The organism is Halorhabdus tiamatea SARL4B, from assembly GCF_000470655.1.
Classification (GTDB): Archaea; Halobacteriota; Halobacteria; order Halobacteriales; family Haloarculaceae; genus Halorhabdus; species Halorhabdus tiamatea.
Map to the genome: position 1 here is coordinate 322837 of NC_021921.1, position 24147 is coordinate 346983.

Sequence of the window (24147 nt, forward strand, 5' to 3'; positions counted from 1 at the left end):
TAGAGTCAGTCCGTGATGGCGGCCACCTATCTGGGCCTCGTGTTGTTCGCGGGCATACTCGGGACCGCCGTCGCGATGTACGCTTTGTTGCATCGGGACACCCCCGGAAGCGGCCCGCTCGCGCTCCTGTTGCTCGCGGCCGCGATGTGGTCGTTCACCGAGGGACTCACTCTCGCCGCCGACGGGAGGACGACGACGGCATTCTGGGCGAAGTTGCGGCTCTCGATTTCGACGATTGTCCCGCTGGCCTGGTTGCTGTTGACGGTCGAGTACACGGGCCGGGACCGCCACCTCACGTCCGGCCATCTCCTGGGCCTTCTGGTCGAACCGATCGCCTTCATCACACTCGTCTGGACGAACGCCACGCATGGATTAGTCTGGGAATCGACGGCACTCGTCTTCGTCGGCGGCGAGTCGGGCGTGGTTGCCACCAGAGGGTTGGCCTTCTGGGCGCACGTGAGCTACTCGTATCTGCTGGTTGCTCTCGGTGCGTTCTTGCTCGTCCGGCTGTCGCTGCGGACCGACCGGCTCTTCCGGACCCAGAGCACTGCGTTGCTCGCGGCGATCACGATTCCGCTGGCCGCCAACGCAGCCTTTCTGTTCGGGTTCGTGCCGGGGGGGATCGACCCGACGGGCGTCGCCTTTGTCGCGACGGGAGCGATCCTCACCGGCGCAATCCTCCGCAGACAGTTGCTCGACGTCACCGCCGGCACGCGCGAATACGGCCGCGACGAAATCCTCGCCGAACTCGAGGACCTGGTCTTCATCGTCGACGAGGCCGACGTCGTCGTCGATTGCAACCGGGCCACCGTCGAGACACTAGGAACCACGACCGAGGACGTCATCGGGCAGGAACTGGACACGGTCGCTCCGTCGCTGGCGGAGACGCTGCCCGACGACGATCGGGAGTGCCATCGCGTCATGGCGCTCGAACTAGACGGCTCTGTCCGGAAGTTCGACGTCCAGCAGTCGCTGGTCGAACGCCCCTTCGGCGAGGGGGCGACCCGTCTGCTGAGCCTCCGTGACGTCACCGACCAGACCCGCCGCGAACAGCAACTCGACGTCCTCAATCGCCTGCTGCGACACAACCTCCGCAACGAGATGAACGTCGTCAGGGGCCACGCCGAGTTGCTCGCCGAGACCGTCGAAGATCCGGACGCCGACCGCCACTTCGATCGCATCTTCGAGACGGTCGATACGGTCACCGAACGCAGCGACAAAGTCGGGACGCTGACCCGCGCCTTCGAGGGGGCCGAGACGCAGTCGGTCGATCTCGAACTCACGCTGCGGGACGCAATCGAGACAGTCCGGACCGAACGCCCAGCGGCGTCGATCAAGCTCGATCTGGCGGACGCACGTGGACTTCGAATCGCAAGCGGCGCGTCGGTCGGACTGGCGTTCGAGGAACTGCTGACCAACGCTATCGAACACAACGACGACGATCCGACCGTGTGGGTCACCGTCGAGACGGGCGACAGTGACGCCGGCGTGACGGTTCGTATTTCCGACGACGGCCCCGGAATCGGCGACCAGGAGCGGACAGTGATCGAGGAAGGGCGAGAGACGCCACTCGAACACAGCAGCGGGATCGGTCTCTGGCTGGTCGCCTGGATCGTCCGGACCATCGGCGGGACGATTCACTTCGAGACTGACGGCGACGGGACGACTGTCGTCGTGCAGTTACCGGTCGCCGAAGCGTCACCGGAAAACGACGTCGAAACAGCCTAACTCTCTCGTGGAATGCCGCGAAGCCTCACTCCAGATCGCGGCGCATCGCAATCTCGAACCAGGGACACAGTCGAAGCTGGCGGTACCACCGCGGATTCTCGTAGAGGCGCTCGTAGGGAACCCACAGCAGCCCGCCGACCTCTGCGGGGTCGGGATCGAGCGACCGGTCGGTGAGCGTGGTCTGCAGCACCGAACAGACCTCCCATTCGAGGCCTTCGTCCATGTAGTAGCGCTTGTACTCGAAAGCGTCTGTCACCTCCAGCCCGTCGTATTGCTCCGGGGTAATACCGAGTTCTTCCTCTAAGCGCTGGCGGGTCGCTTCGACCTGCGTCTGACCTTCGACGGGGTGGGACGCGACGGTCCCGTCCCAGTAGGTGTCCCAGAGGCGCTTCTCGGGCGAGCGCTGGGCGAGCAAGATGTTGTCGTCCTCGTCGAACAGCAGGGCCGTGAACGCCCGATGGCGAATCCCATCGCCGGTATGGGCGTCGAGACGGTTGACCAGCCCTTCCGGGTTGTCCTCGGCGTCGACCGCGATGACGTCTTCGCCTGCGTTCTCGTGTGTCACCGTCGAGTCAGCGTCCGTACTCATATAGCTATCACGTAGGAAGGGTGGTTCAAACAGTCTTCGCTTCCGACACCGTCCAGGTCGTCTTTCCAAAATATCGACGGTCCTTATCCGACCCGTTCTTCCAAAATGAGACGCGTCTTCGTCCCCATAACTTCATCGCGTTCCCGCGCTCTCGTGATCAACTCGTTGACCTCGCTGGTGTCGGCGCAGTCGACGATCAACACGACGTCGTCCTCCCCGCTGACCTCCCAGACGAAGTCGACTTCGGCCCACTCGACGAAGGTGTCCGCGAGGGCGTTGTGGTCGACGTCCACGTCGACGGCGATCTCGATCATCGCCTTGACGTTGCCCGTCCGGGTCGCGACGGTGAACCGCTCGATGGTCCCGTCCTCGATTAGCTGTTCGACCCGATTGCGGACGGTCCCCTCGGACGTGCCCACCTCGTCGGCGATCTCCGTGTAGGGCGTGCGGGCGTCCCGCCGGAGGAGACTCAGTATCTCGCGGTCCAGATCGTCCATCGAGATGCGAACCTACCGCGGGTCGACACTTGAGGATTACGAATTTCGTAACGATTCTTCGAAAGCAACGCTTATCACCCGACCTTTCATACGGATCTCGTAATGACGGACGCCTACGTGGCCCTGGAAGGTGAGCGCGTGGTCGAGGCGCGCGCCCGCTCACCGGGGACGACACGCGGGGAACTGGTCTTTACGACTGCCTACACCGGCTACGAGGAGAGCCTGACGGATCCCTCCTACGAGGAGCAGATTCTCACCTTCTCGTACCCGCTGATCGGTAACTACGGGGTCCGAGAGGAACGTTTCGAGTCCGACCGCGTCCACCCGAAAGGCGTCGTCGCCCGCGAGCTGACCGACGACGTCGCCGAGTGGCTCCGCGAAGAGGGTCGGCCCGCCGTCGATCACATCGACACGCGCGAACTCGTCACCGAGATCCGGGACGAAGGGGCGATGAAGTGTGGGATCGCCGCTGGCGAGGACGTCACCGAGGAGGACGCCCTGGCCGAACTCCGCCAGTGCAAGCACATGAGCGACCACACGGACATCGGCAGTCAGGTCAGCGTGAGCGAACCTGTCGTGTACAACGCCGAGGGCGACGGCCCCGACGTCGCGCTGATCGACTGCGGCGCGAAGGGGTCGATCACCGAGTCGCTGGTCGAACGCGGCGCGGTCGTCCACGTCCTGCCCTACGACACGACGCCCGAAGAGATCGAGGCCCTCGATCCCGACGTCCTGTTCATCTCGAACGGCCCTGGCGATCCCGAGAACTTCGAGGCGACGGCCGACCTCGTCGACGAGTACGTCGGCGACGTGCCGCTGGCCGGTATCTGTCTGGGTCAGCAGGTCGTCGCCAACGCCCTCGGCGGCGAGACCGAGAAGATGGAGTTCGGGCACCGCGGCGTCAACCAGCCCGTCCGCGACCTCCGGACCGATCAGGTCGTCATGACGACCCAGAACCACGGCTACACGGTGGCCGAACCCGGCGACACGCTCGAAGTAACCCAGATCAACGTCAACGACGACACGCCGGAAGGCTTAGAGAACGACGACCTGGATATCATCACACGCCAGTACCACCCCGAGGCCAACCCCGGCCCGAACGATTCACTCTCGTTTTTCGACGACGTGCTCGAACTCGCCGAGTAGCTGTTCTGGTTGTTTCTACCGGGTTCCACGCGCCGTCTGCATCGCCTCGCTGTTGTACGAACTTCCTGCGTTTCCCTCGGTGTCCAGGACGATGACGCCCGCAGTGCCAACAGCGTCTTCGGCGAACGAACTAATCGCCGCTTTGGCTGCAGTTTGCGGGGGTTGCCCGGATTCCAGTCGTTCGACCGCCGCCCGCGCGAGCGCCTCGCGGGCAATGTCCTCGCCGGCCCCTGTCGCGCTCGCGCCGCCAGCCGGGGAGGCGTAGAAGCCCGCCCCGACCTGGGGGACGTCGCCGACCCGTCCCGCGAGTGCGCCCCAGCGCCCGCCAGTCGACGTTCCGGCAGCGAGGCGTTCACTCCCCTTCGGGCGGCGCGAGTTCGACTTTCGTGAGGTCCCGATCCAGCATGCAGTAGTCGTGTGGCGGTTCGCCGAGCACACTGTCGATCCGGTAGGTCGTCTCGAAGTCGGCCCCTGCCGGTTCACAGAGGTCGTGGCTCGGGCACTCCTCGTGGGGACACGCTCCCTCGAGTTCGACCTTGCTACCGGCGAAGGCGTTCTGGCTCGAGACGTTTGCCCGGATCGGGGCGGGTTCGACCTCGACGGCAGTGACGCCGTCGTCGTGGACGGCACACTCGAGCGTACTCGCTCCCTCGCGGATGGACGTCACCCGATACCGCCGACCTACGTCGAGATTGAGACACTGGTCGCGATAGGGACACCCCTCGCAGGCAGGTGATTCACCCTGATAGACGAACTCCGTGTCGGGTTCCGCGAGGCGAGTTCCGAGAAGCGTGATCTGAGTCATTACGCCAGGGTAGGACGCCACGTCGATTAAGTCCCTCGACCGGTGAGTTCGTCGAGGCGATCGAGATACGCCGGCCGGGGCACCTGATACCACGAGCGATAGTCGAACTCGCCCGCCGCAAAGTCCCGCGCCAGGTCGAGCGCGCCCCCGAGCGCGGCGTCCCGATCGTCGTAAACCGCTGTGACTCCCTCGATTTCGGGTTCGAGGTAGAGTGTCACGTGCCAGGGGTCGTCGGCGTCGGGGTCCGGGCGACCGGGGCGGCGGTCACGCGAACCCTTGGTCACGTACAGCGTCGGCAGACACGGGGCCGGAAACTCGCCGGCGTCGAAGACGTCCGGGCGATAGACGAGGACGAGTCTGGTCGGCTCTTCGCTCCAGGCGTCCCATCCCGACGGCAACTCGTCGCTCACAGTGTAGCGTTGGGCTGGCTCCGAAATGAGTGCCACGCTCGCGGCACGCGAGGGGCGGGCCGTCGCCACCAGCGGCAGAAAGCATTTTTGTCGTCTCCGGACGACGCTCGGGTATGGCAGAAACGCTCTCGATCAGCACCGACGAGCGACTGTCCGTCCTCGACGTGACCGATCGCGTGGCTGCTGCCCTGCCCGCCGACGCGGACGGCACGGCGACGGTGTTCGTCCCGCATACGACGGCCGCCGTCACAGTCAACGAAGGCGAGCCCCGGCTCGTCGACGACCTCGAGACGGCGTTCGCCGAACTGGTCGACGACGACGGCTGGGCACACGATCAGATCGACAACAACGCCGATTCCCACATTCGCGCGTCGTTGATCGGCCCGAGTGTGACGGTTCCCGTCAGCGACGGCAGCCTCGATCTGGGTACCTGGCAGTCGATCCTCTTCGTGGAGTGTGACGGCCCGCGAACCCGGTCGCTGGAAGTCCGGACGGGGTAACAGAGTGGTTGCAACGCCAGTCGCGTGCTTTTTCGCCCTGGGAGTGAAACGACGACTATGACCACCGAAGACGCCTGGTTTCACGCCCTCCCGCCCGACGACGAGTCGGCCGCGCAGGCCCGAATCACCGACGGGACGGCCGAGGAACCGGCCGACTGGCCACAGCTTGCCGTCGAGACAGGGTACGCTGAGAACGCCGAGGCGTATTACGACGTGTTACGTTCGACTACGCTTGCGGCAGCCGAAGCAGCCGTCAAAGAGCGCGAGCGGGCCGACGACCAGCAGTTGAAACACGCGATCCGGGCGATGGACGACTGTGAGCGGACGGCCAACGAACTCGCCGAGCGCGTCGCCGAGTGGGCCGGGACGCGACTGTCGGATGCCGGCACGGGCGTCGAGTACGCTCGCGAGTTGATCGACGGGGAGACCGCCGATCCCGCCGATGCGGACCTCCGCTCGCTGGCCCAGCGCGTCGTCGAACTCGCCGAGGAGGCAGCCGAGCTTCGACGGACAATCGAGACGACCGCGCCCGACGTCGCACCGAACCTCTCGGCGCTCGCGGGACCGGTGCTTGCAGCGCGACTCGTCTCACTCGCCGGCGGGCTCGAAGCGCTGGCGAAAAAGCCCAGCGGGACGGTACAGGTTCTGGGCGCGGAGGACGCGCTGTTCGCCCACCTCCAGGGCTCGGCCCCGTCGCCGAAACACGGGATCATCTACACTCACGAGTACGTCAGTGGGACTGATCCGGCCCAGCGCGGTTCGGCAGCACGGGCCCTGGCCGGCAAACTCACGATCGCCGCCCGGATCGACCACTACAGTGGCGACCGCCGACCCGAACTCGACGCGGAACTCGACGAACGCATCGAGACGATCCGATCGCGAGGTGAATCGGCATGACTCTGCCCGATGGCGTCGAGCGGCGACGTTTCGACGGGGCGGAATCGCTGGCGACGCAGGGTGAACCTGTCTACGGCGAATCTGTCGAAGACGGGTGGCGACGGTGGGTTCCCGAACGGTCGAAACTCGGCGCGATGCTCGAACTCGGCGTCGATACCGGACTGACGGGCGGTGAGACAGTCCTCTATCTCGGTGCGGCGAGCGGGACGACCGTGAGTCACGTGGCCGACTTCGCCGGGCCGACCTACGCGGTCGAGTTCGCCGCGCGGCCGACGCGGGATCTGCTCGACGTGGCTGGCGATCGCGATCGGCTCTTCCCGCTGTTGAAGGACGCCCGCGCTCCCGAGACGTACGCCCACGTCGTCGAGCCGGTCGATGCGATCGTTCAAGACGTCGCCACGCGCGGCCAGGCGGACGTGGCGCTGGCGAACCGGCGATTTCTGAAAGACGACGGGCGACTCAGTATGGCAGTGAAGGCTCGAAGCGAGGACGTCACTCGGGATCCGGAGGACGTCTTCGATGACGTTCTTGAGACTCTCGAGGCGGGCTACGAGATTCTCGAACGGCGTCGGCTCGAGCCGTATCACGACGATCACCTCGCCGTGATTGCCCGGCCACGATAGCCGGCGACAGACCGATTCGATACGGGGTCACTGTGGGGGAACAGAACCCTTTAGCCGGGCCGAATCCTACGCTCGTATCGATGGAGACGGCTTCGGAGAGTCCGTTTACGGAGCTGGGAACGCTGGGTATCGAAGAGGAATTCTTCGTCGTCGACGAGTACGGCCGGCCGACCTCCGGTACCGACACGCTCGTCTACGACGCCGACCCGCCGGCGATCCTCGAGGGCCACCTCGACCACGAGCTGTTCAAATTCGTGATCGAGTCACAGACGCCGCTCATCGAGGACCCGGCGAACGCGGAAGCGAAACTCGCTGCAGTCCGCGGGGCGCTGGTCGAACACGCTCGCGACCACGATTTCGAGATCGCCTCGGCCGGATTGCATCCCGGGGCCAAGTGGCGCGAACTCGAACACGCCCAAAAGCCCCGCTATCAGTCCCAACTCGACCGGATTCAGTATCCCCAGCACCGCAACACGACCGCCGGGCTCCACGTCCACGTCGGCGTCGACGACGCCGAGAAGGCGATCTGGATCGCCAATCGAATCCGCTGGCATCTCCCGATCGTGCTCGCGCTATCGGTCAACTCGCCGTACTGGAACGGCTTTGACACCGGGCTGGCCTCGGCGCGTGCGAAGCTCTTCGAGGGGCTGCCCAACACCGGGATGCCGACGGCTTTCGATTCGTTCGAATCGTTCCAGCGCTTCGAGCGACGGATGATCGAGACGGACTCGATCAGCGACCGTGGGGAACTCTGGTTCGACGTCCGGCCACACACCGAATACGGGACCGTCGAGGTCCGGACGGCTGACGCTCAGGCCGACATCGACCGCGTCCTGGCGCTGGTGGAGTACGTCCACGAACTCGTCCTCGATTTCGCCGCGCGCTACGAGGACGGCGAGGCCGTCCAGCCAGTCCGGCGGGAACTCCTCGACGAGAACAAGTGGCGCGCGATCCGACACGGCCGCGACGCGTCGTTTATCACCAGGGACGGCGAGGGGACGATCGACGTAGAGAGCGTTCTCGAACGCGACGAGCGTCGACTCGATCTGGACCGGGTAATATCGCTGCTCGCCGCGGAGAGCGGCGCAGTCCGTCAACGACGACTGCGCGAAGACAGTGTGGATGTCCTGTACGAATCGTTGCTGGTCGCCGATCCACGCTGAGAGATCCTTCGAGCCGAGGGCTTTTGCCCGACCGCCCCTTTCGTCCTCGTAGGGCCAACAGTATGACCGAAGACACAGACGAGGCCGACGCCGAGCGTGACGTTCGTTCGCGCATCGAGGAAGGGACTGACCGGGCGATCGAGGAGTTCGACGAGCGATTGATCGACGTGTTGTCATGGGTACTCGACACCGAAACGCGGGCGCGGATCTACGTCTATCTCCGGGCGAACCCGGAGCGGACGAGCGAGGAGGTCGCTGACGGGACCGGGCTGTACCCGAGTACGATTCGAGAAGCACTCGCGGAACTCCACGATGACGGCGTCCTCACCCGCGAGAAGCGTGAACACGAGGGGACCGGGAACAACCCCTACGAGTACAGCGCGATCGCACCGAGCGAGCTGGTTTCGGACATCGTCGAGGACGTCCAATCGGAGTTGAACGCGGTCGTCAATCTGGACGCGTATCTGAGCGACGAGAAAGAAGAAACGACCGAACCCATCACGATCACGGTCTCTGAACCAGACGACGATGTCGAGGACGGCGACTCGCCCGAGTGAGCGGAGTCAACATGGGCGAGACGCGTCGAAGAGGGTCGCCGCATCGTAGAAGCTAAATCGCGCGACGCCATGGCCGAAGGTATGAAGGTCGCGCTGGGGGGCACGTTCGATCCGATCCACGACGGTCACCGGGCGCTGTTCGAGCGTGCGTTCGAACTCGGTGACGTCACCGTTGGACTCACGAGTGACGACCTCGCCCCGACGACTCGAGACGAAGGACGGTACGTCGAGCCCTACGACGAGCGCCTGGACGCCCTCGAGGACGAACTGTCGGCGTTCGCCGCGGAGTACGACCGCGACTACGAACTCCGGAAATTACAGCGACCGACCGGGATTGCGACCGAAGAGCAGTTCGACGTCCTGGTGGTCTCACCGGAGACGGAGACGGGTGGTACTCGGATCAACGAGATCCGCGAGGAGCACGGCCGAGAACCACTCGAGATTGAAGTCGTCGATCACGTGCTGGCAGACGACGGCGAGCCGATCTCGAGTACGCGGATCGTCCGCGGCGAGATCGACGAACACGGGAATTTGACCCCGGACCGCGACGGCCGTGAACCGGTGGAGTAGTCACCACTCGGGAGCGTCGAATCCGGTTTCTTCGAGGAGTTCTTTCCAGCGTTGCTGGACAGTTAGCCGTGAGACGTCGGCTGCCTCGGCGACTGCCGACTGCGAGCGGCGTTCGCCAGCGACGAGGGCACCGACGTAGACGCTCGCGGCGAGGACGGCCTGTTTGGATCGCTTCTCGTCCGGCAGGTTCGAGAGAAAGACGTCCGTCGCGCGCGAGCGAGCGGTCTCGCCGAGATCGAGCCGGTCAGCAACAGCTTCGATGGCCTCGATCCACTCCTCGTTGGCCAGTTGGTCGCCTGCGCGATACACACAGTGATGCTGGGGTCGTGCGTATATAATTTCTCGGACGCCAGACTCGTGGCAATACCCGAACCCTCACCACTCGCAATACCTATCCGAAGAGTAATCTTTTTGTGCGTTATTCAATGACACACATGTACCATGTCCAGTGAGAGGCAAACGTGTCCGGACTGTGGGGGTTCAGGGAGGCAAGACGGAGAGGTGTGTCGGACGTGTGGTGGGATGGGACGGAAACCGGCGATGGCACCCAACGAGAAGCCGCTTTATATCTCGTGAGTGGCGCGTCCGACTCGAAGCGTTAGCTTCTTGCCGACCTGTTTGATATCCACGGGTAAGCGCGGGTAGCCAAGCCAGGAAAAGGCGTAGCGCTTAGGACGCTATCCCGTAGGGGTCCGCCGGTTCAAATCCGGTCCCGCGCATTTTGCGGCGAACAACTCGTGAGCCGCACATGCCGCACGAGGATTTGAACGTCGTCACGAGCGAAGCGAAGTGTCGGAAGTTCACAATCCGGTCCCGCGCATTGCTGTCGCTCGCAAACTCGCGAGTGACTGCAATCACCATGAGGATTTCAACGAGAGAAGACGCGCGCAGCGAAGCGAGCACGTCTTCGCGTAGTTCACAATCCGGTCCCATGCACTTCTCCGCGAACAAACCTGGGCCGCAAATCCGGCCACTCGTGCGACAGGGCTGCGAGTGGCGTCGATTCAGTCTTCGACCAGGCAGTAGGCGTGGCCAGGTTCGACGAGGTCGAATTCGCCGTCGTCGTAGTAGCCGTCGACGACAGCGCGTTCGGCGTAGTAGACCCGGCCGTCGAGTGGGACAGGGGCGCTCGTGACGTGGCCGCGATTTTCGACGCGCCACCGTGGATCGCCCGTGTGCTTCTCGAGGGCGTAGACGTACGAGCCGGAGGAGCCGACGAGTACGGTGTCGTCGGTGACTGTCAGCGAGCCGATGACGCGACCGCCGACGTTCGTCGACCACTGCTCCTCGCCGGTCTCGGCGTCGAGTGCGTAGACGTAGTGGTCCGAGCTTCCAACGTAGACGACTCCCTCGTTCGGATCGGCGGCGGGGTTCGACATCACGATGGCACCCGTCTCGAAGGACCACAGTTCCTCGCCGTCTTCGACGTCGAGACAGTAGACGTGGTCGTCCCAGGAGCCGACGAAGACGCGACCGTCGAAGGTCGGGGCGGTGCCTTTGACCTGCGCGCCGTGGTTGAACTCGCCGTCGGCTTTGGTCTTGCCGTCGGGGCCGCCTTCGGGGCCGGTCTGGAACTTCCACTCGAATTCGAGACACGGGAACTGCCAGCAGTAGACGGCCCCGTCGTTCGAGCCGGCAATGAGTCGCTCTTCTTCGAGGTCGATCGTCGCCGAGGGATGGGGCTGGCCCCACATACGGTCGTCGACGTGGATCGGCTCGCCGGTCTCGGCGTCGATCGCCCAGAGCGCGCCGGAGGAGGGGTCCCAGTACTCGGCGACGACGTAGAGGACGCCCTCGTAGTACGCCGGACTGGAGCCGATCGCGAGCGCACCGGCGAGATCTTCAGACGTGGTGTGCCACACCATTTCGCCCGACTCCACGCCGATCGCGTAGAGATCGCCGTTGTACCCGCCGATGTAGGCGACGCCGTCGACGATCGCCGCCGAGCCGTGGAACCCCTTCTCCGTCGCGTTCGTCTGGGTCGACCAGTCGTTCCGCCCCGATGGTGCGTACGATTCGACGCGACCGGTATCGCCGGCGAAGAGGATCTGCTCACGATCGGGGGTCGGCACGGGGCTGGATTTGGCGGCCGTGTGGCCGACGTAGTTGATCGGGAACGACCAGTTGACCGAGACGGACTCGGGGACGGTCTCCTCGGGATAGTAGCCGAGCCGACGGAGGCCGCCACGCCACATTCGCACGTCGTCGTTGGGATGAGTCCGATACGTTTCGGGGGACTCCTCGACGTCGATCGGACAGGACGGTAACGTCGCCGTGTCGCCGTCTGCGGAGCCTCCACCCGGCAGTGTACAACCGGCCAGGCCCGCCGCCACGGCAGTCCCCCCGGCTTCCAGCAAATGGCGTCGCGATAGTGTCGCCGTCTCGATCGGTTGGTCCTCTCTGTGGGAGTCCACGGAAGTCATCGATGTCCAAAGCCGATGGGGACAGACCAAAAGCATCACGGATCCCAACAGCCAAGAGGAGGTACGAACTATCGCTGGTCGTGCAGATCGTGGGGTACCGGCCACGCGTCGACGAGCCGGCCAGGCTGCTGGTGAGCCACGATGGCGACATCCAGGCGGAACCGCTGGAACCCGGCGTCGAACTCACCTACACGCTGGAGGACCGCCACTGTGCGGGGACGATCGACGACGGGACACACATCTCCTGTGATGAGCCGACGGCCCCATACTGTTCCACTCACACCGACCGCTGGCCGTGTGCTCGCTGCCAGGGCGAGTGTGACCTCCCGCTTGCGTCCTGTCGTGAGGAACACGCGATCTATCTCGCGGCGTTCGCCCCCGCCGAGTTCAAGGTCGGCGTCACCCGTTCGTGGCGACTCGACACCCGTCTCCGCGAACAGGGGGCCGACCTGGCGGCGCACATCCGAATCGTCGAAAACGGTCGCATCGCCCGCCAGATCGAAGCCGACATCGCCACATCGATCGGCGACAGCGTCCGCGTGGACCGAAAGCGCCGGGGCCTTCACCGGACCGTGGACACTGACGCCTGGGAAACGCTGCTCGATGACTTCGAGGTGCTCGACCGTTTCGACTTCGAGTACGGCCTCGACCTGGCCGACCGACCGGTCCCCGAGACGTTGCTTTCGGGTACAGTCCGAGGGACCAAAGGCCGGATGCTCGTCGTCGAGCGGAATAAGACGGCCTACGGGGTCGACATGCGCGACCTCGTCGGGTACGAGATTTCTCAGCGCGAGACGGATCGAAACCTCCAGGCCAGCCTCGGATCGTTCGATTGAGGCACTCTCACTACCTGTTGGTGAGTATTTCAACTCGAACGTTCACAGCAGAAAATACTTACCGGGGCCAAGAGAGTCACCAGGCATGCGACGTGAGACGTACCTCGGGGTTGGGGTCGGAATCCTGTGTCTGCTCTCCGTAATCGCACTGTTGGTCGTACCTGGGGCCGTCGCCAGCCAGGAGAGCGACGTTTCGAGCAGGCTTTCCGTCGAAACGGTGACTGTCGCACCCGGAGCAGTCGCCGGGAATGCAGCCACCCTCGAGTTCGGAGTCGCAATCACGCACCGTGGAGGGGCGTCCGAGAACGCCTCGCTTTCGGTCCGGGCGATGGACAACGAATCTGGGCTTCTCGCCGAGAAGTCGACAACCGTGCTCGGTCAGATTACCGGAGACCGTGAGCACCATGCGAGGGCGAACCTCACAGTCGAACGCGAAGGTGGATACGACCTCGTCGTCGTCCTTTACGAGGACGGACGCCGGGTGGACTCCGAACGCGGCTCGGTCCGCGGCGTCGAGGGGCTCTCGCCGACCTCGGTCGAGTTCAAACGTTTCGAGACGGGCATTCCGACGATCGACTACACCATCCAGAAAACGGACGACAATCGGACGACGTTGTCGGTTCGGACCCACCTCTGGAACAGCGGTGTCAACGACGCCGAAGGGGCAACCCTGGAGCTGGCTGCCCGCCAGTCGGAGTCGAATGTCGTCGCCGGTCGGGCGAGTGTCGATGTCGGTCAAGTCGCATCCGGGGAGTCAGTCACGCCGACGGCACGGCTGACGGTCCCCAGTGGCTACGGGTATCACCTCGACGCAGTGCTGTCACACGATGGGGTGATCGTGAGTTCGGCGTCCTCGGTCGCAGACCTCGACCCGGAGCGGAAGATCGAGGCGGACACGACCTTCGAGAGCGTGCCGTTCGAAGCGGCAGACTTCACGCAGGCGGAGGACGTGACTGATCCGGACGATACGCGCCCAACCACGGCAGCGTCCGGGCCAGGACTGGGACCGTTGACGGCCCTACTGGCGGTCAGTTCGCTTGCGGTTGCGATGCGAATCTACAGAGGGAAGCCATGACGAACCAAACAGCTACCGAATCGGGCGGGGACGCACAGACTTCCGAAACAAGTCACGAGGATACCCGAGACATCGAGCGGACTGGATCGAGCGTAACGCGGAAAGGACGGGTCGTCGAGTACGTCGAACTCGGTGCGCTTGCAGTACTGGCGTTGCTCGGTGTCGTCGCCGTATTCGGGGCCTACGCGAGCGGGCTTTCAGCTGTGGACACGTGGGTCGCCGACGAGTACCGGTCGGTATTCAGAACGGTGTTCAACCTCGTCGTCCTCGGAGTCGTCGGTATCGGGATGTCGATACTGCTCCGTCGCCGATTCGGCTACTGATTAGCTCGAACGTTCTCGGCGACGGCTTCAACGCGGTTATCGGCTGGGCCATCAAGCGTCTGAGATCGGTTGAGTGGCGTCGTCGGACGGCAACCCTTTTCCGACGGCATCGCAAACCCAGATCCATGACGGACGAACCCGATACCACGGACGAATCGGACGCAGAATCGGGCGACGACGAGAAGTCTTTCCGCGAACGCGTCGAGGAGATCCGCCAGGAACGCGCCGAGGAAGGCGGCGAAGACATGGACATGGAAGACCGACGCGAACGTATGGAGGAGGCGATGGGTGGTGGCCCCGGCGGCATGGGTGGCGGCAACCCCTTCGCCCAGATGATGAGCGGCATGATGGGCGGCGGCCCGGGCGGCCCCGGTGGTCGTGGTCCCGGGCAGATGGGTCCGGAAGACGCAGGCGAAGAGGGCGGCAACGAAGAACTCGCCCGAGAGGTTCGTAAGCTCCGGGACGAAGTCCACGACGTGCGCCGCGAACTCGAGCGGATCGCCGACGCGCTCGAATAGCTGCGAAAAAACGGGCGCGAAGGGATTTGAACTACGCGAACACGGTCGCCTCGTTTCACTCGGCGCTGCGTGTTCTCTACTTCAAATCCCTTCGATACCGCTGACAGTGCTCACTGTCGTTCGCACAGAACAGCGGGCGCGAAGGGATTTGAACCCTCGACATCTTGGTCCGGAACCAAGAACTCTGTCCACTGAGCTACGCGCCCTCACTGGATCGTTTCGGATAGACCGATAAAACGGTTGTGAACTGGTTCCGCGAGGTGACCCTCGACAACGGACCCTGGGTCGAACAAAGACTGCCCTCAGGGCGTCTCGCCGGTCTCGATGGTAAAGTCCGTCGTCGGGTGGGCCGTACAGGTCAGGCAATAGCCGTTCTCCATCTCCTCGTCGCTCAGCGTGTCGTTGTTCGAGTGCTTCACGAAGTCTTCGGCCGGCCCGTCCGCGATGTGACCCGAACACGACAGACACTGCCCCTGCCGACAGGAATAGGGCAGGTCCCAGTCCTCGTCCTCGCCGGCCTCCAGGATCGTCTCGTTGTTGGCCACCTCGATCGTCTCGCCCTCCTTCCCGAACTCGATTTCGTAGTGTTCGACCTCCTCGTCGGGGATCGCCTCGGGATCGAATCCGGTCTCAGCCTCCTCGGCGTCGCCGGCAAGTTCGCCCTCAGCGTCGGCCGTTCCGGCGGGAATCGCGGCACCACCGCCGCCGATCGACCGGTTCATCGGCTCCGCGAAGTCAGTCTCCGGAACGGCGGCCGCACGCCGTTCCAGCAACGTGGTGGAGACGTCTTCGGCAGGCTCCCAACCTGTGCCCTTCGCATAGTGTAGTAGCACCGCGGTGAGCGTGAATCCGACCCCAAGAGCGATGCCCAGTACCTCGACCATTGTGATGTACGGCGGTACGGAACAGGGGTTTAATTAGCTGTTGTTAGTCCCAATTTGGCCCGGTACAGTCACAGGAGACGTGGCTCGGCGTCCGGGTTCAGTGACCGGCTACACGAATCATCGCTGTGTCGCTGACGGTGATCACTTGACCGATCGACGCCGAATCCCGACCGGAAGACGAACCGATCCCGAGCGTGTTTCGCTCCATCCCGCGAGATTTCGACAACTGTCGCACTCAAAATATATCACCGAGAAGTCCGACAGTCCGAACGGAGGCTATCACGTACATGTCCACACCGATCGTAGGGGTCGGAATGACGAAGTTCGGCGAAATGGCCGACCGGACGGGTCGGGATCTGTTCGCCGAAGCCGGCGAGACCGCTATCGAAGACGCCGGCATCGACCGCGCGGAGATCGACGCGCTCTATCTCGGGAATTTCATGGGCGAACTCTCCGAGCGCCAGGGCCACATGGGTCCGTTGATGGCCAAGATGCTGGGGCTCGACGTCCCCGCGACGCGCGTCGAAAGCGCCTGTGCCTCGGGCGGCATGGCCGTCCGGCAGGGGATCCATGCCATCCGTGCCGGCTCGGCCGACGTCGTCCTGGTCGGCGGCGTCGAACGGATGCACAACATGGGGACGACCGGCGCGACCGGCGGACTGTCGGTGGCTGCCGACGATCTCTGGGAGATCAAACACGGGATCACGTTCCCTGGCGCGTACGCCCTGATGGCGAAACGATACTTCGCGACCCACGGCGGCGACCGGGAAGATCTCGCCGAGGTCGCGGTCAAGAACCACGCTAACGCATCGAACAACCCGCTCGCACAATATCAGACTGAGATCACCGTCGAGAAGGTCCTCGACGCGTTCCCGGTCGCCGACCCACTGGGGCTGTTCGACGCGAGCCCGATCACCGACGGTGCGGCCGCGGCGATCCTCGTCAGCGAGGGGTACGCCGCCGAACACGACCTCGACGCGCCGGTGGCGATCACCGGGACCGGCCAGGGGACCGACGACCTCGCACTCCAGCACCGTGACTCGATCACCTGGACGCCCGCGACGGCCGACGCCGCCGAGGAAGCCTACGCCGACGCCGGCATCGACGCCGACGATATCGACTTCCTGGAGGTCCACGACTGCTTTACGATCGCCGAAGTCCTCGCCCTGGAGGGGTTGGGACTGTACGACGAAGGCGAAGCCATCGACGCCGCCCGCAAGGGCGAAACGACCGCCGACGGCGAGTTGCCAGTCAACCTCTCGGGCGGCCTCAAGGCCAAAGGCCATCCGGTCGGCGCGACCGGCCTCGCCCAGATCAGCGAGATGACCAAGCTGTTCCGCGGCGATCACGTCAACAGCGACGCCGTTTCCGACGCCGAAGTCGGACTGACCCACAATGCCGGTGGCACCGTGGCCTCTGCCGTTGTCCACGTCCTGGAGGTGGAACAATGAGTGACGACGAAGTCCGTGACGATGGGTACGACGACTTCATGGACGCCCTCGAGGACGGCGAGCCCTACTACGTCGAGTGCGCGAACGGGCACGCTTCCCTGCCGCCGCGGCGGCTCTGTCCCGAGTGCGCGAGCGAGGATTTGAGCGAGGAACCCCTCGCCGAGACCGGCGAAATCCTGACGTACAACGTCACCCACGTCCCGACGCCGGAGTTCGCCGACGACGTGCCCTTCGTGCTCGGGATCGCCGAGTTCGGCGACGTCCGCCTGACCGGCCAGGTGCGCGCCGACAGCGAGGACGTCGAGGTCGGCGACACCGTTACGATCGGCACCGACGTCAGCGAGACCGACGGCGAACGCTACATCGCGTTCGATCTCGCCTGACGCAGTCACCGATCGGTCTCGGCGATCCCGACCGCCGTCGAGAAATCGACGACTCGGCCGTTCCGCAACTACTTTGCTCGCGGCCGTCCCCTCCCCGCACATGAAGGTAGCCGGAATGGCCTCGAACAGAGGTCGCAACCTCGTGAACATCGCCGACCGCTCGCCGGGTGGGGCCGAGCTGTCGGTCGTGCTGACGAACGACGCCGACGCACCCGTTCTGGAAAAAGCCGCCGAGCGCGGCATTCCGACCGAAGTCGTCGAACACGAGGCGGGCGAGTCACGTGACGCACACGAACAGCGCGTCCTCGATGCACTCGCCGACTACGAGTTCGATCTTGTTGCGCTCGATGGATACATGCGCATCCTGACGGAGACGTTCCTCGACGCCGCGCCGACGACGCTGAACGTCCATCCCGCGCTCCTGCCCGCATTTAAAGGGATGAACGTCCACGAGGACGTCCTCGATGCGGGGGTCAGAATGACGGGCTGTACCGTCCACGTCATAGACGAGACGGTCGATGACGGACCGATCGTCACCCAGGAACCGGTTCCCGTCCGCGAGGGCGACAGTGTCGAGGACCTCAAAGAGCGTGTTCTCTACGAGGGCGAGTTCAAAGCCTACCCACGGGCGATCCAGTGGTTCGCCGAGGACCGCGTCGAGATCGACTGGGCGGACGGAACGGTTTCAGTCGAAGGAGACGACGGTGGGGCCTACCCCGAACGCCGGCTCGCGAGCGACGACCGCGTCCAGGAGTTGCGCTATGGCGAGAACCCCCACCAAGACGCCGCGCTGTACGCAGACCGGACGTGCGAGGAAGCCACCGTCGTCGACGCCCCCCAACTGAACGAGGGCGCGAAGGGGATGGGCTACAACAACTACAACGACACCGACGCCGCACTCAATCTCGTCAAGGAGTTCGACGATCCCGCTTGCGCAGTCATCAAGCACACCAACCCGGCGGGCTGTGCGGTCGCCGACTCGATCAGCGAGGCCTACGCCGACGCCCTGGCGACCGACCCCAAGAGTGCCTTCGGCGGGATCGTCGCCCTGAATCGTGAGTGTGACGCCGCGACGGCAGAGCAAATCATCGAGTCGTTCAAGGAGGTCGTCGTCGCGCCGGGCTACACCGACGACGCGCTTGACGCCCTCTTCGAGAAGGACAATCTCCGCGTGTTGGATGTCACCAACCAGTACGATCCCACGGAACCCCTGATCGAGAAGCCGATCGTCGGCGGTCGATTGGTTCAGGATCGAGATCTCCAGGCCGTCACCGACGAGGATCTGGAGGTCGTGACCGAGCGAGAACCGACCGACGAGCAGCTCGAATCGATGCGCTTCGCCTGGCAGACCATCAAACACGTCAAGTCCAACGCGATCGTCTTCGCGAAGGGCACGGAGACCGTCGGCGTCGGTGCCGGGCAAGTCTCCCGTGTCGATGCAGTCGAGATCGCGAAGATGAAAGCCGACAGCGACGCCGAGGGGAAGGATGCCGAGGGGGCCGTGATGGCCAGCGACGCCTTCTTCCCGTTCCCGGACGGGATCGACGCGGCCGACGAGGCCGGTATCGAGGCCGTCATCCAGCCCGGCGGCAGCGTCAACGACGACGACGTGATCGAGCGGGCCGACGAACTCGACATCGCGATGGTGTTCACCGGCTCACGTGCGTTCCGGCACGACTGACAGGCATTTTCAAAGCGTTCGTCACCAGTGTCGAAGTTGGGAGACAGGTATCGCCGGATTGCGGACCGTTCGGCGGCAGTTCTGATCGGTGGAAATGCGATCCTTTTTAGGTATTTGACGGTGAGGAACGGATAGACACATGCGAAAGCGAACGCTCGCCCTGCTCGCCCTCGCCGGCCTCGTGGTCCTCGCCGGTTGTAGTGGGGAGACGACGGAGACGACGATCGAAACAGACGGCAGCGATACGCCGACTGAGACAGAGACACAGACCCCAGACAAGACGACGTCCAAGCCGGCGGAAACGACGAGCGACTCGGGAGAGACGAGCACGCCTGTCCAGATCGATACGGCGACCCTACAGGCGGACACGATCGAGGCGATGAGCGACGTCGTCTCCTATCGAATGGCCCAGAACGTCACCACGGTACAGATGACGAACAACCAGGAGGTGACGACGAACATCGAGATCGAATACGCGGCAAATCGAGACGCGAAAGCACTGGAATCCCATCGGACAGTGACGCAGTTGGGCACGGAAACGGTGATCGATACGTACCTCTCCGACGAGCGTCTCTATCAGCGAAGCGATCAGTACGTCCAGCGGTACGGCTCCGAATGGGTCACGGAGAACGTTTCGGAGAACTTTACGCAACAGTTCAACTTGCGCGATCAACTCTGGCGGTACGAATTTACGCTCGACAGTGCCTCACTCTCTTCGGTCGAGGCGACAACCGTCGACGGGACCGAGACCTATCGCGTCGCGGCCGACGTCAACACCACCAAGTTAAACGACGCGATTCGATCCAGCCTCAACCTGTCGGCCAACGCCTCCCAGGCTGTCTCTGCAGGGACCAACGTGACGTCGACATTCTGGATCGATACCGAGACGAAACGCCCGCTCCGTGTCGATCGGACGGTCATCGGCACGCAGACGATCCAGGGCCAGCCCGTCGACTTCGAGCGGACGATCACGACCGAGTTATCGTATGAGGAAGTGACTGTAACACTCCCAGACGGAGCTAACTCAGCCGTGTCGTTGAACAGCACCGCCAGCTGAGAGAGCGAGAAAACATGCCTCGGTCAGCGATGTCCCCGCGACGGGGAAAACGAACGGTCGTCCTCGCCGTGGTGACTGCACTCGTCGCCCTCGCCGGCTGTCAGGCCCCCGTGATCGGTCCCGACGGAACCGGGACCGGAAACCCGAACGTATCGCCGTCGGACACTCACGCCGACACTGCCGAACCAGAGCCCACAGAGACACACACAGCCGATACCGACCGAACGAAGCCGACAGACTCCGCGTCACCGACATCGACGCCTGCCGAAACAACAGAATCTCCACCGCCGGACGAGACTGACGGGAACAACTCCATCGCCGTTGCGGGTGGGAACCTGTCGCTGTCCGCCGATCGTATTTTCGCTGACGTCCGGGACGTCATGGCTGGCGACGTAACCGCGCCCGAACAGGTGACCGTCCTCGAAAACGAGAGCGAGCTTGCGGACGTCCTCGGCGGCGGTACCGCCGGAGTGCCCCGGTTCTACGAGCTTCTGGGTCTCGAGCCGGGCGAGGGACTGAACGGGACTGCGTTCGAGCGCATGGAGAACGGCCTCACGTTCAACAGCGGGTTCATCTACATCCTGAAACGCCCGGACGGCGATCCGGGAAGTACCGAGTGGGTCCTCGCTCACGAGTTCGGCCACTACGTCAACCTCCGGGTGGATCGCGTGACGGCGCTTCGGTCGAAGCTTGGCCGGACCACCGACGATAGCTACATCGTGCGGGCGGTCCGCGAGGGAGCGACGATTCTGACTACGGACGCCTATCTCGCCCGTCACGGCAACCGAACCGCGCCGACGGCCCCGCTGTACGATCGGCTCCTTGCGGCAGTGTCACCCGGTGAGATCGACCGATACGGCTTCAGTCAGTACGCCTTTGGCCACCGGTACGTGGCTGACCGCGTCGACGATCCGGCCGACCTCGATGGTGTCTTCGAGAATCCGCCACGGACGAGCGAACAGGTCATCCACGGATACGCGCCCGACGCTGAACCACCCGCGGAGCTGAACGTTACCGTCAATGCGAGCGGAGCCTGGCGGTCTGGCGGCTCCGATCGGCTCGGCGAGGCGTTCGTCCGGTACGCCCTGGAGAACGGCGTCTCCCCCGAGCGGGCGGCCGAGGCGGCCGCTGGCTGGGGGAGCGATCGACTGTATTATCTCCGGCCGACCGCGGGTGGCAATTCGAGCTACGCCTGGACGTTCCGGTGGGACGACGCGGCGAACGCGAGTGAGTTCGAGCGAACACTCAGGGACTATCTCGACGAACGCGGCGAGCGCGGGGACGATAGTTGGTCACTCGGCGACGTGACGGCCGTCCTCCACAGCCCGACCGACCGGACCACCGTGCTCGTGGTTGGCAACGAGAGCGTCGTCGACGGGACGGTCGTGACTGCGCCGTCGTCCGAAGCGATCCGCCTGGAACTACCGGGATCGGACAGCTGAACGGCTTCGACGCTCGACGTAAGCGCCCGCGGCGACGGACTCCGATAGCCTCAAACCCACCGGGCCGATTCCCACAGATATGCACTATCACGACGCCGCGAACTTTCTCTTCGATCTGCGGCGGTTCGACCCTCGACCGGGGACCGAAGCCACCCGTGAGTTGCTGGCCGCACTCGGCGATCCTCACGAGTCGCTGACGGCCGTCCAGATCGCCGGCTCGAACGGCAAAGGTTCGACCGCGCGAATGCTCGAAGCCGTGCTCAGAGAGGCTGGCCTCGACGTGGGGCTGTACACCTCGCCCCATCTCGACGACGTCCGCGAGCGCGTCCGGGTCAACGGACGCAAGATTTCGAAGGCGGCGCTCGTCGAATTCGTCGAGGAAGTCGAGCCCTACGCCACCGAGAAGGCCGCCGCCGGCGACTCGCCGACGTTCTTCGAGACGCTGACTGCCATGGCGTTCTGGGAGTTCGACCGCCAGGACGTCGATATCGCCATCCTCGAAGTGGGCATCGGCGGCCGCTACGACGCGACGAGCGTCGTCGATCCGGTCGCGAGCGCGGTCACGAGCGTGACGCTCGAACACACCGATCTCCTCGGCGATACTGTCGCCGAGATCGCCCGTGACAAGGCCGCCGTCGCCCCCGCGGACGCCCCGCTCGTGACGGCGACGACCGGCGACGCGCTGGCTGCCATCCACGACGAAGTCGGGGCCGTCGTTCGTGTCGGTGACCCGGACGAGGACGCTGACCTCACAGTCGAACACGGGGGACGCGACGGGATCGAGAGCTCGGTCACGCTGTCCGGACAGGGGTTGGACGTCGAGACGCGACTCCCGCTGCTGGGCGAGCATCAGGCACGCAACGCCGGGGTCGCCGCCGCGCTCGCTCGACAGGTCGGCGACGTCAGCGAGGAGACGCTCGCTGCCGGCCTCCGTCGCGGCCACTGGCCCGGTCGATTCGAGGTGCTCGATCGCGAGCCGCTGGTCGTCCTCGACGGGGCACACAACCCCGGCGGCTGTGCGCGGGTCGCCGAGACGCTGGAAACGTTCGAGTACGACGATCTCCACCTGGTCGTCGGCGCGATGTGTGACAAGGACCACCACGGCATCGCCGCCGCGCTGCCGGAAGCCGATCACGTCACCGCCACCCATCCCGACGTCGACCGCGCCGAGGACGAGCAGGTCGTCGCCCACGCCTTCGAGGCCGAGACGGACGCGGACATTCGGACGCGCTCGGACGTCGCCGGCGCGCTCGCCGATGCGCTCGAGGCGGCCGACCCGGACGACGCCGTACTCGTCTCGGGGTCGCTGTACGCCGTCCGGGAGGCCCGGACGCGCTGGACGCGGCCGAACGTTCCCAAGCGCGTCGAGTCGATCCCCGACGCCGAGGGGGTCCTCGAAACGGCCCACGTCACCGAGGCCGGCACCTGGCGGATGCGTGGCAAGGGCGTCCACCGCGTGCTCAAGACCCGCGTCCAGCCCAGACAGGCCCAGTATCTCAAAGAGGAGCTGCTCTCGCTCGGCGGGGAGTGTGCCGTCTCCGGCCTCGGGGATCAGGACCGCGAGCACGTCGACGCCGTCATGATGGGCACGCTCGCACAGTTCAAGCGCCTCGCCGGGAAACTCGACGGCCAGCCCTACGGCCTCTCGCCCTTCGCCGACGAGATCAGGGAGGCCCTCGAAATCGGCGTCGCGCCTGACGAGCGGGGCTACCCCTGGGAGGACGGCACCGCAGTCATGGGCATTCTGAACGTCACGCCCGACAGCTTCCACGACGGCGGCGAGCACAATGCCGTCGAGGAGGCGATCGGGCGCGCCGAGGAAATGATCGAAGCCGGCGTCGACATCGTCGACGTCGGCGGCGAGAGCACCCGCCCCGGGGCCGATCCGGTCCCCGTCGAGGAGGAACGCAATCGAGTGATTCCCGTGATCGAGCGCCTCGCAAGCGAGGACGTGACTATCTCGATCGACACGCGGAAGGTTCCCGTCGCCGAGGCTGCCCTGGAAGCCGGCGCGGACATCCTCAACGACGTCACCGGCCTCGACGACCCGGCGATGGCACACCTCGCCGCCGAGCACGACGTCCCCATCGTCGTCATGCACTCGATCGACACGCCGGTCGATCCAGACCACGACGTCCACTACGACGACGTCGTCGAGGACGTCATCGAGGAATTGACCGAGCGCGTCCTGCTCGCCGAGAAGGCCGGTCTGGATCGCTCTCAGATTCTCGTCGATCCCGGCCTGGGCTTCGGGAAAACCGACGCCGAGAACTTCGAAGTTCTGGATCGCCTGGGGGAGTTCGAGGCACTCGGCTGTCCGCTGCTGGTCGGCCACTCACACAAGTCGATGTTCGGGCTGATCGATCGAGATGCTGACGAACGATACGAGCCGACAATCGCCGCGACGGCGCTGGCGGCCGAGCGCGGCGCAGACGTGATCCGGGTCCACGACGTGGCCGCGAACGTCGCGGCGGTCGATGTCGTCGAGGCAGCCGACGATCCGGGTTCGTTCGAAGAGTGAGCGGCCGACAATCGCCTGTCGCTCGAAGATCGAGATGGTCGAGTATCTGGAGAGAACACCCGATACAT

At 64.7% G+C, this 24147-nt stretch carries 25 protein-coding genes, 2 tRNA genes and 1 pseudogene; 19 read left to right on the top strand and 9 right to left on the bottom strand.

The window, feature by feature from the left end; genetic code table 11:
- The first annotated feature begins 15 nt into the window (after nucleotides 1–15).
- Nucleotides 16–1728, top strand: coding sequence for a histidine kinase N-terminal 7TM domain-containing protein (locus HTIA_RS01640; RefSeq protein ID WP_008524643.1), 1713 nt, complete (start codon nucleotides 16–18; stop codon nucleotides 1726–1728).
- A 25-nt stretch (nucleotides 1729–1753) separates the two neighbouring features.
- Here the strand turns inward: HTIA_RS01640 and HTIA_RS01645 are convergent, their stop codons facing one another.
- Together HTIA_RS01645 and HTIA_RS01650 are read right to left on the bottom strand one after the other, a co-directional pair.
- Nucleotides 1754–2317, bottom strand: a complete 564-nt coding sequence (locus tag HTIA_RS01645) for an NUDIX hydrolase (protein WP_008524644.1) — start codon at nucleotides 2315–2317, stop codon at nucleotides 1754–1756.
- 83 nt (nucleotides 2318–2400) lie between these two features.
- Nucleotides 2401–2814: an Lrp/AsnC family transcriptional regulator gene (locus HTIA_RS01650; RefSeq protein WP_008524646.1), complete on the bottom strand. Its 414-nt coding sequence runs from the start codon at nucleotides 2812–2814 to the stop codon at nucleotides 2401–2403.
- 102 nt (nucleotides 2815–2916) lie between these two features.
- Between HTIA_RS01650 and carA the strand changes: the two genes are divergently transcribed.
- Nucleotides 2917–3960 (top strand): glutamine-hydrolyzing carbamoyl-phosphate synthase small subunit, encoded by a 1044-nt coding sequence (carA, locus tag HTIA_RS01655; RefSeq protein WP_008524648.1) that lies wholly within the window; start codon nucleotides 2917–2919, stop codon nucleotides 3958–3960.
- Nucleotides 3961–3975: 15 nt separating this feature from the next.
- On the opposite strand, the pseudogene HTIA_RS15635 reads toward carA, so the two are convergent.
- The 3 genes and pseudogenes from HTIA_RS15635 to HTIA_RS01665 form a co-directional block, all read right to left on the bottom strand.
- A pseudogene (locus HTIA_RS15635) lies at nucleotides 3976–4314 on the bottom strand (isoaspartyl peptidase/L-asparaginase); the annotation flags it as partial.
- A complete protein-coding gene (locus HTIA_RS01660; RefSeq protein ID WP_008524677.1) occupies nucleotides 4313–4765 on the bottom strand; it encodes a UPF0179 family protein in 453 nt (150 codons plus the stop codon). The gene HTIA_RS01660 and the pseudogene HTIA_RS15635, both read right to left, overlap by 2 nt.
- A gap of 26 nt (nucleotides 4766–4791) precedes the next feature.
- Nucleotides 4792–5175, bottom strand: a complete 384-nt coding sequence (locus HTIA_RS01665; RefSeq protein ID WP_020935945.1) for a DUF5820 family protein — start codon at nucleotides 5173–5175, stop codon at nucleotides 4792–4794.
- 113 nt (nucleotides 5176–5288) lie between these two features.
- On the opposite strand from HTIA_RS01665, the gene HTIA_RS01670 reads away from it, so the two are divergent.
- From HTIA_RS01670 to HTIA_RS01695, 6 genes are all read left to right on the top strand, one after another.
- Nucleotides 5289–5675: a secondary thiamine-phosphate synthase enzyme YjbQ gene (locus HTIA_RS01670; protein ID WP_008524679.1), complete on the top strand. Its 387-nt coding sequence runs from the start codon at nucleotides 5289–5291 to the stop codon at nucleotides 5673–5675.
- Nucleotides 5676–5732: 57 nt separating this feature from the next.
- Entirely contained in the window at nucleotides 5733–6572 is an 840-nt protein-coding gene (locus HTIA_RS01675) for an NOP5/NOP56 family protein (RefSeq protein ID WP_008524680.1), read from the top strand.
- Nucleotides 6569–7195, top strand: coding sequence for a fibrillarin-like rRNA/tRNA 2'-O-methyltransferase (locus HTIA_RS01680; protein WP_008524681.1), 627 nt, complete (start codon nucleotides 6569–6571; stop codon nucleotides 7193–7195). Before HTIA_RS01675 ends, HTIA_RS01680 begins: the two co-directional genes overlap by 4 nt.
- 80 nt (nucleotides 7196–7275) lie before the next feature.
- The gene (locus tag HTIA_RS01685; protein WP_008524682.1) at nucleotides 7276–8358 is read left to right on the top strand and encodes a glutamate--cysteine ligase; all 1083 of its coding nucleotides are present in this window, start codon (nucleotides 7276–7278) and stop codon (nucleotides 8356–8358) included.
- 62 nt (nucleotides 8359–8420) lie between these two features.
- Nucleotides 8421–8915, top strand: coding sequence for a winged helix-turn-helix domain-containing protein (locus HTIA_RS01690; RefSeq protein ID WP_008524683.1), 495 nt, complete (start codon nucleotides 8421–8423; stop codon nucleotides 8913–8915).
- Between the two features lie 81 nt (nucleotides 8916–8996).
- Nucleotides 8997–9485, top strand: a complete 489-nt coding sequence (locus HTIA_RS01695) for a phosphopantetheine adenylyltransferase (protein ID WP_008524684.1) — start codon at nucleotides 8997–8999, stop codon at nucleotides 9483–9485.
- Here HTIA_RS01695 and HTIA_RS01700 read toward each other — a convergent pair whose 3' ends face one another.
- Nucleotides 9486–9794, bottom strand: a complete 309-nt coding sequence (locus HTIA_RS01700) for a cyclin family protein (RefSeq protein WP_008524686.1) — start codon at nucleotides 9792–9794, stop codon at nucleotides 9486–9488.
- A gap of 326 nt (nucleotides 9795–10120) precedes the next feature.
- Between HTIA_RS01700 and HTIA_RS01705 the strand changes: the two genes are divergently transcribed.
- Nucleotides 10121–10204 (top strand) — tRNA-Leu (locus HTIA_RS01705).
- A 285-nt stretch (nucleotides 10205–10489) separates the two neighbouring features.
- Here the strand turns inward: HTIA_RS01705 and HTIA_RS01710 are convergent.
- Nucleotides 10490–11908 carry a PQQ-binding-like beta-propeller repeat protein gene (locus HTIA_RS01710; RefSeq protein WP_008524688.1) on the bottom strand — a complete coding sequence of 473 codons (1419 nt, stop codon included), beginning with the start codon at nucleotides 11906–11908 and terminating at the stop codon, nucleotides 10490–10492.
- Nucleotides 11909–11988: 80 nt separating this feature from the next.
- Between HTIA_RS01710 and HTIA_RS01715 the strand changes: the two genes are divergently transcribed.
- The 4 genes from HTIA_RS01715 to HTIA_RS01730 all read left to right on the top strand — a co-directional run bounded on the left by HTIA_RS01715 (nucleotide 11989) and on the right by HTIA_RS01730 (nucleotide 14660).
- On the top strand, nucleotides 11989–12744 hold the full coding sequence (locus HTIA_RS01715; RefSeq protein WP_008524690.1) for a DUF2797 domain-containing protein: 756 nt from the start codon (nucleotides 11989–11991) through the stop codon (nucleotides 12742–12744).
- Nucleotides 12745–12829: 85 nt separating this feature from the next.
- A complete protein-coding gene (locus tag HTIA_RS01720) occupies nucleotides 12830–13819 on the top strand; it encodes a DUF7490 domain-containing protein (protein WP_008524691.1) in 990 nt (329 codons plus the stop codon).
- Nucleotides 13816–14142: a hypothetical protein gene (locus HTIA_RS15405; RefSeq protein WP_008524692.1), complete on the top strand. Its 327-nt coding sequence runs from the start codon at nucleotides 13816–13818 to the stop codon at nucleotides 14140–14142. Before HTIA_RS01720 ends, HTIA_RS15405 begins: the two co-directional genes overlap by 4 nt.
- Before the next feature lie 125 nt (nucleotides 14143–14267).
- A complete protein-coding gene (locus HTIA_RS01730) occupies nucleotides 14268–14660 on the top strand; it encodes a hypothetical protein (protein ID WP_008524694.1) in 393 nt (130 codons plus the stop codon).
- A 133-nt stretch (nucleotides 14661–14793) separates the two neighbouring features.
- Here the strand turns inward: HTIA_RS01730 and HTIA_RS01735 are convergent.
- Both HTIA_RS01735 and HTIA_RS01740 read right to left on the bottom strand, forming a co-directional pair.
- A tRNA-Arg gene (locus HTIA_RS01735) sits at nucleotides 14794–14866 on the bottom strand.
- Nucleotides 14867–14962: 96 nt separating this feature from the next.
- Nucleotides 14963–15544, bottom strand: coding sequence for a 2Fe-2S iron-sulfur cluster-binding protein (locus HTIA_RS01740; protein ID WP_008524697.1), 582 nt, complete (start codon nucleotides 15542–15544; stop codon nucleotides 14963–14965).
- Between the two features lie 287 nt (nucleotides 15545–15831).
- Between HTIA_RS01740 and HTIA_RS01745 the strand changes: the two genes are divergently transcribed.
- The 6 genes from HTIA_RS01745 to folP all read left to right on the top strand — a co-directional run bounded on the left by HTIA_RS01745 (nucleotide 15832) and on the right by folP (nucleotide 24079).
- Nucleotides 15832–16995: a thiolase domain-containing protein gene (locus tag HTIA_RS01745; RefSeq protein WP_021029597.1), complete on the top strand. Its 1164-nt coding sequence runs from the start codon at nucleotides 15832–15834 to the stop codon at nucleotides 16993–16995.
- Nucleotides 16992–17378 (top strand): Zn-ribbon domain-containing OB-fold protein, encoded by a 387-nt coding sequence (locus tag HTIA_RS01750; RefSeq protein WP_008524703.1) that lies wholly within the window; start codon nucleotides 16992–16994, stop codon nucleotides 17376–17378. Before HTIA_RS01745 ends, HTIA_RS01750 begins: the two co-directional genes overlap by 4 nt.
- 100 nt (nucleotides 17379–17478) lie before the next feature.
- Nucleotides 17479–19059, top strand: coding sequence for a bifunctional phosphoribosylaminoimidazolecarboxamide formyltransferase/IMP cyclohydrolase (purH, locus tag HTIA_RS01755; RefSeq protein ID WP_008524704.1), 1581 nt, complete (start codon nucleotides 17479–17481; stop codon nucleotides 19057–19059).
- Between the two features lie 139 nt (nucleotides 19060–19198).
- Nucleotides 19199–20116 (top strand): hypothetical protein, encoded by a 918-nt coding sequence (locus HTIA_RS01760; RefSeq protein ID WP_008524706.1) that lies wholly within the window; start codon nucleotides 19199–19201, stop codon nucleotides 20114–20116.
- A 14-nt stretch (nucleotides 20117–20130) separates the two neighbouring features.
- The gene (locus HTIA_RS01765; protein ID WP_242401907.1) at nucleotides 20131–21558 is read left to right on the top strand and encodes a hypothetical protein; all 1428 of its coding nucleotides are present in this window, start codon (nucleotides 20131–20133) and stop codon (nucleotides 21556–21558) included.
- Nucleotides 21559–21637: 79 nt separating this feature from the next.
- Nucleotides 21638–24079, top strand: coding sequence for a dihydropteroate synthase (gene folP / locus HTIA_RS01770; RefSeq protein WP_008524709.1), 2442 nt, complete (start codon nucleotides 21638–21640; stop codon nucleotides 24077–24079).
- Nucleotides 24080–24147: the final 68 nt, after the last annotated feature.

Excerpts from the sequence above, each read along its gene's own strand:
- HTIA_RS01760 (WP_008524706.1), top strand. The coding sequence starts at position 19,199 with ATGCGAAAGCGAACGCTCGCCCTGCTCGCCCTCGCCGGCCTCGTGGTC.
- folP (WP_008524709.1), top strand. The coding sequence starts at position 21,638 with ATGCACTATCACGACGCCGCGAACTTTCTCTTCGATCTGCGGCGGTTC.
- carA (WP_008524648.1), top strand. The coding sequence starts at position 2,917 with ATGACGGACGCCTACGTGGCCCTGGAAGGTGAGCGCGTGGTCGAGGCG.
- HTIA_RS01765 (WP_242401907.1), top strand. The coding sequence starts at position 20,131 with ATGCCTCGGTCAGCGATGTCCCCGCGACGGGGAAAACGAACGGTCGTC.
- HTIA_RS01710 (WP_008524688.1), bottom strand. The coding sequence starts at position 11,908 with ATGACTTCCGTGGACTCCCACAGAGAGGACCAACCGATCGAGACGGCG.
- HTIA_RS01745 (WP_021029597.1), top strand. The coding sequence starts at position 15,832 with ATGTCCACACCGATCGTAGGGGTCGGAATGACGAAGTTCGGCGAAATG.
- HTIA_RS01650 (WP_008524646.1), bottom strand. The coding sequence starts at position 2,814 with ATGGACGATCTGGACCGCGAGATACTGAGTCTCCTCCGGCGGGACGCC.
- HTIA_RS01750 (WP_008524703.1), top strand. The coding sequence starts at position 16,992 with ATGAGTGACGACGAAGTCCGTGACGATGGGTACGACGACTTCATGGAC.
- HTIA_RS01670 (WP_008524679.1), top strand. The coding sequence starts at position 5,289 with ATGGCAGAAACGCTCTCGATCAGCACCGACGAGCGACTGTCCGTCCTC.
- HTIA_RS01645 (WP_008524644.1), bottom strand. The coding sequence starts at position 2,317 with ATGAGTACGGACGCTGACTCGACGGTGACACACGAGAACGCAGGCGAA.
- HTIA_RS15405 (WP_008524692.1), top strand. The coding sequence starts at position 13,816 with ATGACGAACCAAACAGCTACCGAATCGGGCGGGGACGCACAGACTTCC.
- HTIA_RS01740 (WP_008524697.1), bottom strand. The coding sequence starts at position 15,544 with ATGGTCGAGGTACTGGGCATCGCTCTTGGGGTCGGATTCACGCTCACC.
- purH (WP_008524704.1), top strand. The coding sequence starts at position 17,479 with ATGAAGGTAGCCGGAATGGCCTCGAACAGAGGTCGCAACCTCGTGAAC.
- HTIA_RS01680 (WP_008524681.1), top strand. The coding sequence starts at position 6,569 with ATGACTCTGCCCGATGGCGTCGAGCGGCGACGTTTCGACGGGGCGGAA.
- HTIA_RS01730 (WP_008524694.1), top strand. The coding sequence starts at position 14,268 with ATGACGGACGAACCCGATACCACGGACGAATCGGACGCAGAATCGGGC.
- HTIA_RS01720 (WP_008524691.1), top strand. The coding sequence starts at position 12,830 with ATGCGACGTGAGACGTACCTCGGGGTTGGGGTCGGAATCCTGTGTCTG.
- HTIA_RS01695 (WP_008524684.1), top strand. The coding sequence starts at position 8,997 with ATGAAGGTCGCGCTGGGGGGCACGTTCGATCCGATCCACGACGGTCAC.
- HTIA_RS01675 (WP_008524680.1), top strand. The coding sequence starts at position 5,733 with ATGACCACCGAAGACGCCTGGTTTCACGCCCTCCCGCCCGACGACGAG.
- HTIA_RS01640 (WP_008524643.1), top strand. The coding sequence starts at position 16 with ATGGCGGCCACCTATCTGGGCCTCGTGTTGTTCGCGGGCATACTCGGG.
- HTIA_RS01690 (WP_008524683.1), top strand. The coding sequence starts at position 8,421 with ATGACCGAAGACACAGACGAGGCCGACGCCGAGCGTGACGTTCGTTCG.
- HTIA_RS01685 (WP_008524682.1), top strand. The coding sequence starts at position 7,276 with ATGGAGACGGCTTCGGAGAGTCCGTTTACGGAGCTGGGAACGCTGGGT.
- HTIA_RS01660 (WP_008524677.1), bottom strand. The coding sequence starts at position 4,765 with ATGACTCAGATCACGCTTCTCGGAACTCGCCTCGCGGAACCCGACACG.